This is a genomic window from Streptomyces sp. NPDC051286, from assembly GCF_044455345.1.
Taxonomy (GTDB): Bacteria; Actinomycetota; Actinomycetes; order Streptomycetales; family Streptomycetaceae; genus Streptomyces.
The window spans coordinates 198,377-213,487 of the sequence record NZ_JBITER010000004.1 but is presented as its reverse complement, the minus strand read 5'-3'; the positions used below and the strand labels follow the sequence as shown (position 1 = coordinate 213,487).

Annotated in this window: 13 protein-coding genes; 8 read left to right on the top strand and 5 right to left on the bottom strand. The window is 69.2% G+C overall.

Going from position 1 to position 15,111, the window contains the following annotated elements:
- Positions 1-6: 6 nt before the first annotated feature.
- Positions 7-1,005 (bottom strand): TAXI family TRAP transporter solute-binding subunit, encoded by a 999-nt coding sequence (locus tag ACIBB8_RS06970; RefSeq protein WP_398949379.1) that lies wholly within the window; start codon positions 1,003-1,005, stop codon positions 7-9.
- A gap of 98 nt (positions 1,006-1,103) precedes the next feature.
- On the opposite strand from ACIBB8_RS06970, the gene miaB reads away from it, so the two are divergent.
- Both miaB and ACIBB8_RS06960 read left to right on the top strand, forming a co-directional pair.
- A complete protein-coding gene (miaB, locus tag ACIBB8_RS06965; protein ID WP_398949378.1) occupies positions 1,104-2,606 on the top strand; it encodes a tRNA (N6-isopentenyl adenosine(37)-C2)-methylthiotransferase MiaB in 1,503 nt (500 codons plus the stop codon).
- Positions 2,607-2,690: 84 nt separating this feature from the next.
- Positions 2,691-3,410 carry a class III extradiol dioxygenase subunit B-like domain-containing protein gene (locus tag ACIBB8_RS06960; protein ID WP_398949377.1) on the top strand — a complete coding sequence of 240 codons (720 nt, stop codon included), beginning with the start codon at positions 2,691-2,693 and terminating at the stop codon, positions 3,408-3,410.
- A 118-nt stretch (positions 3,411-3,528) separates the two neighbouring features.
- On the opposite strand, the gene ACIBB8_RS06955 is transcribed toward ACIBB8_RS06960, so the two are convergent.
- Positions 3,529-3,768 carry an antitoxin gene (locus ACIBB8_RS06955; RefSeq protein ID WP_398949376.1) on the bottom strand — a complete coding sequence of 80 codons (240 nt, stop codon included), beginning with the start codon at positions 3,766-3,768 and terminating at the stop codon, positions 3,529-3,531.
- 24 nt (positions 3,769-3,792) lie between these two features.
- Entirely contained in the window at positions 3,793-4,029 is a 237-nt protein-coding gene (locus ACIBB8_RS06950) for a hypothetical protein (RefSeq protein WP_398949375.1), read from the bottom strand.
- A gap of 233 nt (positions 4,030-4,262) precedes the next feature.
- Here ACIBB8_RS06950 and miaA point away from each other — a divergent pair, with 233 nt between their 5' ends.
- From miaA to hflX, 6 genes are all read left to right on the top strand, one after another.
- Positions 4,263-5,201 (top strand): tRNA (adenosine(37)-N6)-dimethylallyltransferase MiaA, encoded by a 939-nt coding sequence (miaA, locus tag ACIBB8_RS06945; protein WP_398949374.1) that lies wholly within the window; start codon positions 4,263-4,265, stop codon positions 5,199-5,201.
- Positions 5,202-5,308: 107 nt separating this feature from the next.
- On the top strand, positions 5,309-5,746 hold the full coding sequence (locus ACIBB8_RS06940) for a hypothetical protein (protein WP_398949421.1): 438 nt from the start codon (positions 5,309-5,311) through the stop codon (positions 5,744-5,746).
- 96 nt (positions 5,747-5,842) lie between these two features.
- A complete protein-coding gene (dapF, locus tag ACIBB8_RS06935; protein ID WP_398949373.1) occupies positions 5,843-6,715 on the top strand; it encodes a diaminopimelate epimerase in 873 nt (290 codons plus the stop codon).
- A gap of 142 nt (positions 6,716-6,857) precedes the next feature.
- On the top strand, positions 6,858-9,011 hold the full coding sequence (locus tag ACIBB8_RS06930) for a RelA/SpoT family protein (RefSeq protein WP_398949372.1): 2,154 nt from the start codon (positions 6,858-6,860) through the stop codon (positions 9,009-9,011).
- 99 nt (positions 9,012-9,110) lie between these two features.
- Positions 9,111-10,565 carry a M1 family metallopeptidase gene (locus ACIBB8_RS06925; protein WP_398949371.1) on the top strand — a complete coding sequence of 485 codons (1,455 nt, stop codon included), beginning with the start codon at positions 9,111-9,113 and terminating at the stop codon, positions 10,563-10,565.
- 144 nt (positions 10,566-10,709) lie between these two features.
- Positions 10,710-12,230, top strand: coding sequence for a GTPase HflX (gene hflX, locus ACIBB8_RS06920; RefSeq protein ID WP_398949370.1), 1,521 nt, complete (start codon positions 10,710-10,712; stop codon positions 12,228-12,230).
- 75 nt (positions 12,231-12,305) lie between these two features.
- On the opposite strand, the gene ACIBB8_RS06915 is transcribed toward hflX, so the two are convergent.
- Positions 12,306-13,475, bottom strand: a complete 1,170-nt coding sequence (locus ACIBB8_RS06915; RefSeq protein ID WP_398949368.1) for a trypsin-like serine peptidase — start codon at positions 13,473-13,475, stop codon at positions 12,306-12,308.
- A 222-nt stretch (positions 13,476-13,697) separates the two neighbouring features.
- A complete protein-coding gene (locus tag ACIBB8_RS06910) occupies positions 13,698-14,921 on the bottom strand; it encodes a trypsin-like serine peptidase (protein WP_398949367.1) in 1,224 nt (407 codons plus the stop codon).
- Positions 14,922-15,111 lie beyond the last annotated feature (190 nt).

Sequence of the window (15,111 nt, the reverse complement as noted above, 5' to 3'; positions counted from 1 at the left end):
AGTGCGTCAGGGCTTGACGGACCGGTAGTAGCGTCTGGCCCCGTCGTGCAGCTGCAGCGGATCGGTGTAGATCGCTGTCCGCAGGTCCACCAACTGCGCCGCATGCACCTCGCGTCCGATGCGGTCCCGGCTGTCGATCACCGTACGGGTGAACGCCTCGGTCATCGCCGGATCCGTGCGGTCCGTGGTGACCAGCACGTTGGCGACGGCCACCGTCGTGATGGCCGATTCCTGCTGGGCGCCGCGGTACGCGTCGGCGGGCATCACGGCCGAGCGGTAGTAGCGAGTGGGGCCGCCACCGGCCCGCAGCCGCTTGATCAGCGATGCCTCCAGGGGTACGAGCCTGATCGGGAAGCGGTCCGACAGCTCCTGCACAGCGGTGGTAGGGAGCCCGCCGGACCAGAAGAAGGCATCGATGAGACCGTTCTGCAACTGCGTCGGCATGGTGTCGATCCCGGCCGGGACCGGGGTGATGCCGTGCGTCGGATCAAGACCCGCGGCGGTCATCAGCCGGTCGGCGACCAGCCGCACGCCCGAACCCTCCTGCCCCACCGCGACCCGCTTACCGGCGAGATCCGCGACCGTCTGCACGTCCGAGTCCCGGGGCACCACCAGTTGGATGTAGTCGTCGTACAGCCGGACACAGCCGCGCAGCCGGTCGGCCCCGGCCTTGCCGTCCCGTAGATACGTGGCGAGGGCATCGGTCGTGGCGATGGTGAAGTCGGCCTTCCCGGTCGCCACCCGCTGGATGTTCTGCTGGGAGCCCTCGCTGGTCTGCAGCCGAATCGAGACCTTGGGCAGGTCCTTGGCGAGGGCTCCCTCGAGCCGCTCGCCGTAGCGCTGGTAGACCCCGCTGCGTACCCCTGTGCTGAAGGTCAGAGATCCGCTCGGCGGCGGATCCCCGAGCGGCAGCACCCACCACAGCAGCAGCCCGAGAACGACGGCAACGACGGCGCCCCCCTGAAGGGTGCGTCGGCGGCCGATACGGGACAGTGCGTGGAGCATGGCGCGATCCTGCCAGCTCACTCCTCGTGATGGCCAGGGCCGGTCCTGGGGAAGAGAGGCCCTGGGTGTCCGTACGACCTCGTACCCTGGTGGACGAGATGAGCGAGGTAGAGGGTTTGAAAACGTACGAGGTGCGCACCTACGGGTGCCAGATGAACGTCCACGACTCCGAGCGGCTGTCGGGGCTGCTGGAGGGCGCGGGGTACGTACGTGCGCCCGAGGGCGCCGACGGTGACGCCGATGTCGTCGTCTTCAACACCTGCGCGGTGCGGGAGAACGCGGACAACAAGCTCTACGGCAATCTCGGCCGGCTTGCCCCGATGAAGACGAAGCGGCCCGGGATGCAGATCGCGGTCGGCGGCTGTCTGGCGCAGAAGGACCGCGACACGATCGTCCAGCGGGCCCCATGGGTCGACGTCGTCTTCGGAACGCACAACATCGGCAAGCTGCCGGTGCTTCTGGAGCGCGCCCGTATCCAGGAGGAGGCGCAGATCGAGATCGCCGAATCCCTGGAGGCCTTCCCCTCCACCCTCCCCACCCGCCGCGAGTCCGCCTACGCCGCGTGGGTCTCCATCTCCGTCGGCTGCAACAACACCTGCACCTTCTGCATTGTCCCGGCACTGCGCGGCAAGGAGAAGGACCGCCGCACCGGCGACATCCTGGCCGAGATCGAGGCGTTGGTCGCCGAGGGCGTCTCCGAGATCACCCTGCTCGGCCAGAACGTGAACGCGTACGGCTCCGACATCGGCGACCGCGAGGCCTTCTCCAAGCTGCTGCGCGCCTGCGGGAAGATCGAAGGCCTGGAGCGGGTCCGCTTCACCTCGCCGCACCCCCGCGACTTCACCGACGACGTCATCGCGGCGATGGCCGAGACGCCGAACGTCATGCCGCAGCTGCACATGCCGATGCAGTCGGGTTCGGACACGATCCTGAAGGCGATGCGGCGCTCGTACCGGCAGGAGCGGTTCCTCGGCATCATCGAGAAGGTGCGCGCCGCGATGCCGGACGCCGCCATCTCCACCGACATCATCGTGGGCTTCCCCGGCGAGACGGAGGAGGACTTCGAGCAGACCATGCACGCGGTCCGTCAGGCGCGCTTCGCCAACGCCTTCACCTTCCAGTACTCCAAGCGCCCCGGAACCCCGGCTGCCGACATGGAGGGGCAGATCCCGAAGGAGGTCGTCCAGGAGCGGTACATGCGCCTGGCCGCCCTCCAGGAGGAGATCTCCTGGGACGAGAACAAGAAGCAGGTCGGCCGCACCCTGGAGATCATGGTCGCTGAGGGCGAGGGCCGTAAGGACGGCGCCACACACCGTCTCTCCGGCCGTGCTCCCGACAACCGCCTGGTCCACTTCACCAAGCCGGACGAGGAGGTGCGCCCCGGCGATGTGGTGACGGTCGAGATCACCTACGCCGCCCCGCACCACCTGCTCGCCGAGGGCGCGCCGCTCGGTGTGAGGCGAACCCGGTCCGGGGACGCCTGGGAGAAGCGCACCGTAGCCGAGGCCGCCAAGCCGGCCGGAGTGATGCTCGGGCTGCCCGGCATCGGTGCCCCGGCGCCGTTGCCGCCCGCGGCGGCTCCCGGCTGCGGGTGCGACTGACCTCGTAGGGGAAGGGGCACAGACCCGCGGCCGGAACGGACGGGGGAAACGGCGGGAATCGGCTGACGCAGTACGCTGCCCAGCATGCTTGTCGCCGCAGCTGTCTGCCCCTGTCCGCCCGTGCTGGTACCCGAGGTCGCCGCAGGAGCCGCGCCAGAGCTCCTGGCCGCGAGGACCGCGTGCATCGATGCCCTGGGCGTGCTCGCCGCGGCCCGCCCCGACCTGCTGATCGTGATCGGGCCCGCGGATCCCGATGGCCGTGGGCCGCATCCCGAGGGGGCCCACGGATCCTTCAAGGGCTTCGGCGTCGATCTCGACGTCCGGCTCGGGCTCGGAGGAGACCCCGGCGCTGCGGCGGTGCGCCCGCTTCCGCCGTCCCTCTCCGTCGCCGCGTGGCTGCTTGCCCGTGCGAAGTGGGCGGACGCGCCGGTCGAGAGCCTGGGCGTGGGGGAGGCGCTCGAAGCCGGGCGCTGCGCGAGCACCGGACGGGAGCTGGCAGCCAGGGCCCGCCGCGTGGCCATGCTGGTGATGGGGGACGGCAGCGCCTGCCGCACGGTGAAGGCCCCCGGCTATCTGGACGAGCGCGCCCTCTCGTTCGACATGGAGGTGTCACGGGCCCTGGGCGCCGCGGACCTCGCCGTGCTCAGTGCGCTGGACGAGTCATTGGCGTACGAACTGAAGGCGGCGGGCCGGGCGCCGTGGCAGGTGCTGGCGGGTGCGGCGGAAGGGGCCGGGTTGAGCGGGCGGCTGCTCTACGAGGACGCTCCGTACGGCGTCGGATACATGGTTGCCACCTGGTTCTGAGGACGGATCCGGCTGCTCTCGGACAGGGTCGGAGGGTTTCGGGCCGAACACGCACGTGACGGCCGCGGAGCGGTGCTGCTCCACGGCCGTCCACCGTGATCAGGTCGAGGTGCCGCGGTCAGGCAGCCGGTGGCGGCGTACCGCCCTCGCCCATGTGGGACAGACGGTCAATCGCATGCTTGGCCTTCTTCGAGCCGGACTCGATCTTGTCGCTGTACTTGCCTTTTGTCTTTTGATCGACCGTCCGTGCTGCCTTGTCGATTCCATGGTCGATCTTGTCCCCGTGCTGCTGCGCGAGGTCACCGACCTTGCCCTTCGCCGGACTCAGCTTGGCCTTCAGACTGTCCATGAAGCCCATCGGACACCTTCCCTGCTGGGGGGACTATGTGCGGGCGTTGTCTCCGGCCGCGTTGTCCGCCGCTTCGTCGGCCGACTGCTGCTTCGGGATTTCCACGCCCTCGGAGGACTCCGACCCGGTGGACGTCACCGACTCGTCCACCGTCGCCCCGGGCGCCGACGCGGCGACCTCGGATGCCTCGTCCCTCGGTGCTGCGGCTTCCTCGGCCGACGTCTCGACCGCTCCGGAAGAGGAACGGCGAAACCATGAAAAAACGCCCATATTTTCTCCATATTTTACTCGTGTGATCGAAATTCCGCGCCGCCCGGAGCGTCTCATCGCGCCGCGCGGGCTCTCGTCCGTCAGCCCTCGTCTGGCCTTCGGCCATCCGACCGTCTGCTGGACGGGGGCGGTCCGAACCGGCGCGCGACACCTCGGAACAGCAAACGACTCCGGCTTCGTGCCGTCACGTAGCCCATTCGGGGGGAGGGCTGGACATTTGCGAGACTGGGGCAGTGAGTAGTCCATCTCCCGCACCGCGGGTCATCGCCGTCGTCGGTCCCACTGCAGCCGGAAAGTCTGATCTGGGGGTATTCCTGGCCCAGCAGCTCGGTGGCGAAGTGGTCAACGCCGACTCCATGCAGCTCTACCGGGGGATGGATATCGGCACCGCGAAGCTGACGCTCGCCGAGCGCGGGTCCGTACCCCACCGGCTGCTGGACATCTGGGACGTCACCGAGACGGCCAGCGTCGCCGAGTACCAGCGGCTGGCCCGAGCCGAGATCGACAGGCTGCTCGCCGAGGGCCGGACCCCTGTTCTGGTCGGCGGCTCCGGGCTGTACGTGAAGGGTGCGATCGACGCACTGGAATTCCCCGGCACGGACCCCGGCGTACGCGCCAGGCTGGAACAGGAACTGGCGGAGCACGGTTCAGGGGCGTTGCACGGCCGACTGGCCGCCGCCGACCCCGGGGCGGGCCGGGCCATCCTGCCGAGCAACGGCCGCCGCATCGTCCGGGCCCTCGAAGTCATCGAGATCACCGGGAAGCCCTTCACGGCCAACCTCCCAGGTAACGAAGCGGTCTACGATGCGGTCCAGATCGGCGTCGACGTGGCTCGCCCCGAACTCGACGAACGCATCGCCCTCCGGGTCGACCGGATGTGGGAGGCAGGGCTCGTGGACGAGGTGCGCACACTGGAGGCCCGCGGTCTGCGTGACGGGCGCACCGCCTCCCGTGCGCTCGGCTATCAGCAGGTGCTCGGCGCACTGGCCAAGGAGTGCACGGAGGACGAGGCGCGCGCCGAGACGGTCCGCGCCACCAAACGCTTCGCGCGCCGTCAGGACTCCTGGTTCCGCCGCGACCCCCGCGTCCACTGGCTGAGCGGCGCCGAGGAGCACCGCGGGGAACTCCCGCACCGGGCGCTGGCGTTGGTCGAACGAGCGGTTACAGCCTGATCACGTGATGGCATCGGGAAGCCCTGCCCGTCATTAAGGCGACCGGGAGCGTGCCATCATCGAGCATCGATCGACCAGTGGAGTCCGAGTTGGGAGGGCGCGTGGCGATGGAGGCCGGCCCTCGCGACACAGAACAAGACGCACCGGACACGCAGCACGAGGCGGGACGCCTGAGCCCTGACGGGCCCGACGAGCCCCAGGTGACCCCCGAGGTCGAGGTCGAGCTGCGGCCCGCGCGCCGTCTGAGGCTCTGGCAGCTCGCTCCGATCGTCATGCTTGCCGCGGTCGGTTCTCTGATGTTCGCCTTCCCGCTCGCCTTCGAGTTCGGCGACGGGGGCGCGGTCGTCGCCATGCTCGGTCTGCTGATCAGCTGCTGCGCCGCGGGCTGGGGGATGATGGCCGCCCGCCGTGTCGGCCACACCTGGCCGGGCCTGCCGGCCGGGGGCTCGGGGGAGCGCCCCGACTGGCGCGTGATCACCCTGTACGTGGCCGTGTGCGGCGCACTCGTCGCGCTGGCCATCTGGCGCGTGGCGCGACTGCGCTGAGTCCGGGCTCGCGCCCCGTCATCTGTCCACAGCCGCGCCCGTCCACCGTTCGGCCCGGCTTGGTCCGCTGTCGGCGCGGCCTCGTACAGTTGCCCTGTGAGCACCTCGGAGATTCCCTTCCTCAAGGGTCACGGCACCGAGAACGACTTCGTGATCGTTCCCGACCCGGACAACGCCGTCGACCTGCCCGCATCCGTCGTCGCCCGGCTCTGCGACCGACGGGCCGGTATCGGCGGTGACGGGCTGCTGCACGTCGTGCGGTCCGCCGCACACCCCGAGGCGCGGACCATGGCGGCCGAAGCCGAGTGGTTCATGGACTACCGCAATGCCGACGGCTCGATCGCCGAGATGTGCGGCAACGGCGTGCGGGTCTTCGCCCACTATCTGCAGCGCGCCGGACTTGTCGAGGAGGGCGACCTGGCGGTCGCGACCCGCGGCGGTGTGAAGAAGGTCCACCTCGCCAAGGGCGGCGACATCACGGTCTCCATGGGGCGCGCCCAGCTCCCCGAGGACGGCGTCACGGTCACCGTGGACGGCCGCAGCTGGGACGCCCGCAACGTGAACATGGGAAACCCGCACGCGGTGGCCTTCGTCGACGACCTGGCACACGCGGGCAAGCTGTTCTCCGTACCGCCGTTCAGCCCTGCCGCCGTCTACCCCGACGGCGTCAACATCGAGTTCGTCGTGGACCGCGGACCGCGCCATGTGGCGATGCGGGTCCACGAACGCGGTTCCGGAGAGACCCGCTCCTGTGGCACCGGCGCCTGCGCCGTGGCCGTCGCCGCCGCCCGCAGGGACGGCGCGGACCCCGCCGAGACCGGCACCCCGGTCACGTACACCGTCGATCTGCCGGGCGGCACCCTTGTGATCACCGAGCGGCCGGACGGCGAGATCGAGATGACCGGAGCCGCTGTCATCGTCGCCGAGGGCAAGATCGATCCGGCCTGGCTCGAAACGGTGACCGGCTAGAGCTTCGCTCGAATGGGTGATCCGGTTCACGCTGAGCGAGAGCGGGACTCCGCCACGTGGTGGGCTCGGTAGCATCAAGCACCGGCCCGGAGGTGCGTCCGCACCTCCCCACCGCCGGTCGACGTTTGCCGGAGGTGCCCCCATGAGCGCAGAGGCCACCAACCCAGGTGCTCCCATCCGCAGACGAGGCCGTCCCCGGATCGATCTCCGCAGACTCGGCCGCGTCGCCGTGCTCGGACCGGTCTCCCGTGACCGGCTGCCCGACGCGATCGGCCACGTCGCCGAGGCCCACCGCGCCCACTACCCGGACGCCGATCTCAGCATCCTCCGCAAGGCCTACGTCCTGGCAGAGTCCTCCCACCGCGGGCAGATGCGCAAGAGCGGCGAGCCCTACATCACGCATCCGCTCGCGGTCACGCTGATCCTCGCCGAGCTCGGGGCCGAGACCACGACACTGACCGCTTCGCTGCTCCACGACACGGTCGAGGACACCGAGGTGACCCTCGATCAGGTGCGCGAACAATTCGGCGACGAGGTCTGCTACCTCGTCGACGGCGTCACCAAACTGGAGAAGGTCGACTACGGGGCGGCCGCCGAACCCGAGACGTTCCGCAAGATGCTGGTCGCCACCGGGGATGACGTCCGGGTCATGTCGATCAAGCTCGCCGACCGGCTGCACAACATGCGCACCCTCGGCGTGATGCGCCCGGAGAAACAGGCGAGGATCGCCAGGGTCACCCGCGACGTGCTGATCCCGCTCGCCGAACGGCTCGGGGTGCAGGCACTCAAGACCGAGCTGGAGGATCTTGTCTTCGCGATCCTCCATCCCGAGGAGTACGCGCACACCCGGGCATTGATCGCCGCGTTCTCGGCACCGGAATCCGGCTCCCCGGGCACCACCGGCGAGCCCCTCTCCGCCATCGCAGAGAACGTCAGAACCGTGCTGCGGGACGCCGACATCCCCGCAGAAGTCCTCATCAGGCCCCGCCATTACGTCTCCGTGCACCGCGTCAGGGTCAAACGCGGAGAGCTGCGCGGCACCGACTTCGGGCGGCTGCTTGTGCTCGTCGGTGAGGACGCCGACTGCTATGCCGTCCTCGGCGAGCTCCACACCTGCTTCACCCCCGTGATCTCCGAGTTCAAGGACTTCATCGCGGCTCCCAAGTTCAACCTGTACCAGTCGCTGCACACCGCTGTCGTGGGCGCGGAGGGCGCGGTCGCGGAAGTCCTCATCCGTACCCATCGGATGCACAAGGTCGCCGAGGCGGGCGTGATCGCCCTCGGCAACCCCTACACCACGGACGGCACCTCCACGCTGCCGCAAGCCGAACCTGCGGACGGCGAGCGCGCCGACCCGACCCGGCCCGGCTGGCTCTCCCGGCTCCTCGCCTGGCAGCAGTCCGCCCCCGACCCGGACACTTTCTGGACCACCCTCCGCGCCGACCTCGCCGAGGACCGGGAGATCACGGTCTTCCGCACCGATGGCGGCACGCTCGGACTCCCCGCCGGCGCCAGTTGCGTCGACGCCGCCTACGCGCAGTACGGCGACGAGGCCCACAGCTGCATCGGGGCCCGGGTCAACGGCCGGCTCGCCACGCTCTCCACCGTGCTCAGCGACGGGGACACCGTGCAGTTGCTGATCGCCGAGGACACCGCCTCCGGCCCCTCACCGGACTGGCTCGACCACGCCCGTACGCCCGCCGCGCGCATCGCCATCACCGGGTGGCTCGACGCCCACCCGGAGGGTGCCCAGGGGACGTACGGCAGCCAGCCCGCGGGCCGCAGGCCCGAGCGGCAGCCGGCCTACCTGTCGGACGCCGGAGCCAACCGGGCCGCACGCCGCGCCGCGACCGCCGTCGTAGGCATGCCGGACGCCACCGTACGGCTCGCAGGCTGCTGCACCCCCGTACCGCCCGACGACGTCACCGGATTCACCGTGCGCGGCGGCGTCGTCACCGTGCACCGGCGAGAGTGTCCCGGGGTGGCCCGGATGCAGGCAGCGGGCCGGACGCCCGTCACGGTGGGCTGGGGCGACGCGGCGGAATGCCGGGTCACCCTGGTCGCCGAGTCCTTCGGCCGGCCAGGGCTGCTCGCCGATCTCACCGAGGCCATCGCGTCAGCGGACGCGGCGATCATCTCCGCCACCGTGGAACCGCCCAGCGAACAACGTGTTCGGCACACCTACACCCTGCAGCTCCCGGACGCCGCCGGACTGCCTGCACTGATGCGCGCGATGCGGGACGTACCGGGGGTGTACGACGTGAACCGCGCCCAGCACCCGGCCGCCGCCGTCTGAACCAGTCCTTCGCGGCGCCCAGCTGTCCCGGCGACCTCATTCGAGTGGCGTGGCGCGTGCCGCGCCCGTCCCTGTGCGGGTCGCTGATAGCCGTAGTCCATGCCGTTCATCCCCCGCCGCCTGCGGGCCGCCCTGCTGGCCACTGCATCGGCCACCCTCGTTGCCGCCACCCTGCACTCGCCCGTGCCGCTCGGCATCGGAGATTCACTCTTTCCCACCCTCGGCAACCCGGGGTACGACGTCCTCTCGTACGACATCGGATTCACCTACCACGGCAACAACAGCGAACCCCTGGACGCCGTCACCACGATCGACGCGCGGACCACCGAGCCACTGGACCGGATCAACCTCGACTTCACCCGCGGCAGCGTCCGTTCCGTCGCGGTCAACGGCCTGCGCGCCGACTTCGCCGTCACGGGCGAGGACCTTGTCGTCGAACCCCCGGGCACGCTGCCCGCCGGAGTGCCGCTCCGGATTACCGTCCGGCACACCAGCGACCCCAGCGGCGACCAGGACAGCGGCGGCTGGCTGCGCACCTCCGACGGGCTGGCCATGGCCAACCAGGCCGACGCTGCGCACCGGGTCTTCCCCAGCAACGACCACCCCGCCGACAAGGCCTACTTCACTTTCCGGGTGACTGCCCCCAAGGACCTGACGGTGGTGGCCAACGGCCTGCCCGCCGGTAGGGTCCGGCACGGCGCCTCGACCACCTGGACGTACCGGACCGAGCACCCCATGGCCACCGAGCTGGCCCAGGTCTCCATCGGGCATTCGACTGTCCGGAAGCGGACCGGGCCGCACGGACTGCCGGTTCGTGATGTGGTGCCGGCCGCGGACGCCGCCCGCCTGGAGCCCTGGCTCAAGAAGACGCCCGGACAGCTGGAATGGATGGAGCGCCAGGTCGGCCGGTACCCCTTCGAGACGTACGGACTGCTGGTCGCCGACACAGAGACCGGTTTCGAGCTGGAGACCCAGACACTCACACTCTTCGAACGGACCCTGTTCACCAACACGGCATATCCCCAGTGGTACGTCGACTCGATCATGGTCCATGAGCTGGCTCACCATTGGTTCGGCGACAGCGTCTCCCTACAGACCTGGTCCGATCTCTGGCTCAGCGAAGGACATGCCAGCTGGTACGAGGCCCGCTACGCGGAGGAGCACGCCAAGAAGTCGCTGGAGAACCGGATGCGCGACGCCTACACCCGGTCCGACAGCTGGCGCGCAGTCGGAGGGCCGCCCGCCCGTCCCGCCGCGCCCTCGCCGGGACAGAAGATCAGCCTCTTCCGGCCCGTGGTGTACGACGGCAGCGCGCTGGTCCTTTACGCGCTGCGACAGGAGATCGGCAAGAGCGCCTTCGACCGGCTGGAACGCCGCTGGGTGAGGTCGCACCGTGACTCCACCGTGACCACGGCGGACTTCGTCCGGCTGGCGTCAGAGACTGCGGGACGTGACCTGACCGCATTCTTCGACGGCTGGCTGTACGGCGAGAAGACCCCGCCGATGCCCGGGCACCCGGACTGGCACAGCACGCAGCCCGCCGGACACCGGTAAACCCGGGTGACGGGGCCGTCCGGGCCGTGCCACTATCGACGGGTCGCCGCGGCAGCCGGACCGGAGATTCTCCCGAGCGGGAATCATCCGGACAGGTCACGCGTTGTGACTCACGTAACGGACTTCCATCGACGTAAGGATCCAATGACCTCCTCTTCTTCCCTTCCCCAGGACGCGCAGAATGCGCGGAGCGCCACGGAGAACGCCACCGAGAGCCTCACCGAAAGCCTTCGGGCCAACGCCCTGATGGAAGAGGACGTCGCCTGGAGCCACGAGATCGACGGAGAGCGGGACGGCGAGCAGTTCGACCGCTCCGAGCGCGCGGCACTGCGGCGTGTGGCGGGCCTCTCCACAGAGCTTGAGGACGTCACCGAGGTCGAGTACCGACAGCTGCGCTTGGAGCGTGTGGTGCTGGTCGGCGTCTGGACCTCGGGGACCGTGCAGGACGCCGAGAACTCCCTCGCGGAGCTGGCGGCGCTCGCCGAGACGGCAGGAGCGCAGGTGCTGGACGCCGTCTTCCAGCGGCGCGACAAGCCCGACCCGGCCACTTACATCGGCTCGGGCAAGGCGCTGGAGCTGCGTGACATCGTCCTCGAATCAGGAGCCGACACCGTCGTCTGCGACGGTGAACTCAGCCCCGGCCAGCTGATCCATCTGGAAGACGTCGTCAAGGTCAAGGTGGTCGACAGGACCGCCCTGATCCTCGACATCTTCGCCCAACACGCCAAGTCCCGAGAGGGCAAGGCACAGGTCTCGCTGGCACAGATGCAGTACATGCTGCCGCGCCTGCGCGGTTGGGGACAGTCGCTCTCCCGTCAGATGGGCGGCGGTGGTTCCAGCGGCGGTGGCGGCATGGCCACCCGTGGTCCCGGTGAGACCAAGATCGAAACGGACCGGCGCCGGATCCGCGAGAAGATGGCGAAGATGCGCCGGGAGATCGCGGAGATGAAGACCGGCCGCGAGATCAAGCGGCAGGAGCGCAAACGCAACAAGGTGCCCTCGGTCGCCATCGCCGGCTACACCAACGCAGGTAAGTCGTCGCTGCTCAACCGGCTGACCGGGGCGGGCGTCCTGGTGGAGAACGCACTCTTCGCCACACTCGACCCGACCGTGCGCCGGGCCGAGACGCCGAGCGGCCGGATCTACACCCTGGCCGACACCGTCGGGTTCGTCCGGCATCTGCCGCACCACCTCGTCGAGGCGTTCCGCTCCACCATGGAGGAGGTCGGCGAGTCCGACCTGATCCTGCACGTGGTGGACGGCTCGCATCCGGTTCCCGAGGAGCAGCTCGCCGCGGTGCGCGAAGTGATCCGCGAAGTGGGTGCGCTGGACGTGCCCGAGGTCGTGGTGATCAACAAGGCGGATGCGACCGACCCGCTGGTCCTCCAGCGTCTGCTGCGGAACGAGAAGTACGCCATTGCCGTCTCGGCGCGGACGGGGGCCGGAATCGACGAGCTGCTCGCGCTCATCGATGCGGAACTGCCCCGGCCGTCGGTCGAGATCGAGGCACTCGTCCCGTACACGCACGGCGGACTCATCTCCCGGGCGCACGCCGACGGCGAAGTGATCTCCGAGGAACACACCTTGGAGGGCACTCTCCTCAAGGCGCGGGTGCATGAGGAACTGGCCGCGGAACTCACACCGTTCGTGCCGGTGGCGCACTGACAGCACGACACGGTACGGACCGAAGGCCCGCCCCCTCACGAGGGAGCGGGCCTTCGGGCGTGAACCGGCCCCTGACTAGTGGCCGACGAACTTGTCGCTCATCATGGTGAAGATCTCCTGCGCGCCCTGGCCCAGATGGGGTCCTGCGAGCCAGCCCGAAGTCACCGGGCCGATGGAGGTGTTGGAGACCAGCGCCAGCTTGCCGTCGGAGCCCTCACTGAACCAGCCGCCACCGGAGGAACCGCCGGTCATGGTGCAGCCGATGCGGTACATCGTCGGGGTGCTGGGGCTGATGGAGAGCCGGCCGGGACGGTCGATGCACTTGTGCATGATCAGACCGTCGTACGGGGCGGCAGCGGGGTAGCCCCAGGCGCCCATGGCGCTGATCTGCGAGATCTCGGGGGCGTCGAAGTTGACCGGCAGGGCGTTGCCCACGGTCTCCTCAAGCGACTTGGTGCCGTTCTGCGGCTTCACGTGCAGCACGGAGTAGTCGTACGGAGCGCCCTGGCCACCGGTGGGGCCGCCGTCGGCGATCCACTCACCGGAGGTCGTGACCCAGTCGGCCCAGAACGCGCCGTACGGGGCGATCTCCTCGGGCCGGGCGTTCTCCAGCGCGGCGGCGGACTTGCCCTTGTCGTTGTAGGCGGGCACGAAGACGATGTTGCGGTACCAGCCGCCCTTCGAACCGGCGTGGACACAGTGACCGGCCGTCCACACCAGGTTGGACCTGCCCGGTTTCTTCGGGTCCTTGACGACCGTGCCCGAGCAGACCATGGACCCCTCGGGGGAGTCGAAGAACACCTTGCCGACCGGGGCGGCGTGCTCGTGGTACGGCAGTTCCTCGGGCTCTGCCTTGACCGGCGCGGGCTCCGGGTCCGTGACGCCCTGGTCGCCGGAGAAGTCACTGGCTGCCATCATCTTCGCCGGGTCCTTGGCGGACTTCATCCGCTCGGGCTTCCACAGCCCGTCGATCACCGGGTTGACGAAGTCCTTGGCCTCACGCAGCCACTTGTCCTTGTCCCAGTTCTTCCACGCGCCGTTCCTCCACTTTTCCGGGTCGACGCCGTGCTTCTTGAGCGTCTCGGCCAGATCGGCGGATATGCCGCCGCCGCTGTCGTTGTCACCGGCGGATTCGGCGGCGGGCTTGCCGTCCGCCTTGTCCTCGCTAGGACCACATGCTGTGGCCGTCAGCGAGAGAGCGGCGACGAGGCCGGTCGCGACGAGCAGTGGTCGTATGGATCGCATGGAAAACTTCCCCCCTGAGCACTTAGAGAATGCCATGAACGCGTCATGTGGGTGCCAGGATCAGTGGCCACCCCGAGATGCAGGCCCACCCTATGACGGTCCGGCGCATGCTTTCCGCCACCGAGGCGTCGGCGCATAAGGGGGCCCCGGCGGACTGCTGTCGCGCCGAGGGCCCCCTGAGCACCCGTCACCGGCAAGGCTGCCGGTCATAGTCCGTGTGCGTTACTGTCCCGCGTACTTCTTGCTGACCGCGTCGTAGACGCCCTTGGCCTCCTTGCCGAGGCGCGGCCCTGCCAGCCAGCCGGCCGTCACCGGGCCGATGGACGTGTTCGATACCAGTGCGGGCTTGCCGTCCTGGCCCGCCGCGACCCAGCCACCGCCGGAGGAGCCGCCGGTCATGGAGCAGCCGATGCGGTACATCGTCGGGTCTGCCTCGGTGAGCGAGAGGCGGCCCGGCTGGTCCTTGCACTGCAGCATCTTCTGGCCGTCGTACGGCGGAGCGGCCGGGAAGCCGGTTGCCGTCATGCTGTCGATCTTCGGCACGGCCGGGGCGTTGAATTCCACAGGAAGCGCCGAACCGACCGTCTCCTCAAGGGACTTCCCGGTCGAGCCCTTCTCCGGTGCCACATGCAGGACCGCGAAGTCGTACGGGGCTCCCTGGCCACCGGTGGGGCCGCCGTCGGCGATCCACTGGTCGGACGTCTGCGCCCACTGCCCCCACCACACGCCATAGGGAGCGATCTTTTCCTTGGGCGCGTTCTTCAGCTCGGCGAGCGAAAGCCCGCTGTTGTTGTACGACGGCACGAAGGCGATGTTGCGGTACCAGCCGCCCTTCTTGCCCGCGTGCACACAGTGCCCGGCGGTCCACACCATGTTGGACCTTCCGGGATTGGCCGGGTCCTTCACCACGGTCGCGGAGCAGACCATGGACCCCTCGGGGCCGTCGAAGAAGAGCTTCCCCGACTCTGCGGCATTGCCGTGGTAGGGCGACTGCACATTCGTGGCCCGGACCGGCACGGGCGTCGGGTCCGTCACACCCTTGTCACCCGATATGTCGTTGTCGACCGGCTGCTCGGGCGCCTTGTCGGCATCCCGCATGCGGTCCGGGTCCCAGAGGCCCTCGATGACCGGGTTGATGAAGTCCTTGGCCTCACGCAGCCACTTGTCCTTGTCCCAGTTCTTCCACTCGCCGTTCTTCCACTTGTCGAGGTCGACTCCGTGTTCCTTGAGCCGGTCCCGCAGATCATCCGGAATAGTGATCTTGTTGTCCGAGGTCATCCCGGCGGAGTTGCTCGGCTCGGCATTCGCACCGTCCTCGCTCGGCCCGCAGGCGGTGGCCGTGAGCGCGAGAACGGCAGTGACCGCGGCCACTGCGAGCACGGACGAGGGCGTGCGGCGTGCGCTCCTCCCTGGACGTGCGGTGAGAACTGGTCGAATCGGTCGCATGCGGTGATCCCCCTGGGACTTCGTAACTCAACACTTCTGTAGTGCATTTGGGCACTTTTCCGAATGTGCCGCACGCTCCGGTGATGGTGCCCGGAGTGTCGGCGCGGCCCCCACTATGCCGGTGCCGGTGGTGACGGTACGCAGCAGGTCCACGGTTCCGTGTCCGCAAGGATCTTCCGGTTACCCGTGA

Coding starts and splice junctions, on each gene's coding strand:
- ACIBB8_RS06910 (WP_398949367.1), bottom strand. CDS start 14,921: ATGCGACCGATTCGACCAGTTCTCACCGCACGTCCAGGGAGGAGCGCA.
- hflX (WP_398949370.1), top strand. CDS start 10,710: ATGACCTCCTCTTCTTCCCTTCCCCAGGACGCGCAGAATGCGCGGAGC.
- ACIBB8_RS06915 (WP_398949368.1), bottom strand. CDS start 13,475: ATGCGATCCATACGACCACTGCTCGTCGCGACCGGCCTCGTCGCCGCT.
- ACIBB8_RS06955 (WP_398949376.1), bottom strand. CDS start 3,768: ATGGGCTTCATGGACAGTCTGAAGGCCAAGCTGAGTCCGGCGAAGGGC.
- ACIBB8_RS06970 (WP_398949379.1), bottom strand. CDS start 1,005: ATGCTCCACGCACTGTCCCGTATCGGCCGCCGACGCACCCTTCAGGGG.
- ACIBB8_RS06940 (WP_398949421.1), top strand. CDS start 5,309: ATGGAGGCCGGCCCTCGCGACACAGAACAAGACGCACCGGACACGCAG.
- ACIBB8_RS06925 (WP_398949371.1), top strand. CDS start 9,111: ATGCCGTTCATCCCCCGCCGCCTGCGGGCCGCCCTGCTGGCCACTGCA.
- miaB (WP_398949378.1), top strand. CDS start 1,104: ATGAGCGAGGTAGAGGGTTTGAAAACGTACGAGGTGCGCACCTACGGG.
- ACIBB8_RS06930 (WP_398949372.1), top strand. CDS start 6,858: ATGAGCGCAGAGGCCACCAACCCAGGTGCTCCCATCCGCAGACGAGGC.
- ACIBB8_RS06950 (WP_398949375.1), bottom strand. CDS start 4,029: ATGGGCGTTTTTTCATGGTTTCGCCGTTCCTCTTCCGGAGCGGTCGAG.
- ACIBB8_RS06960 (WP_398949377.1), top strand. CDS start 2,691: ATGCTTGTCGCCGCAGCTGTCTGCCCCTGTCCGCCCGTGCTGGTACCC.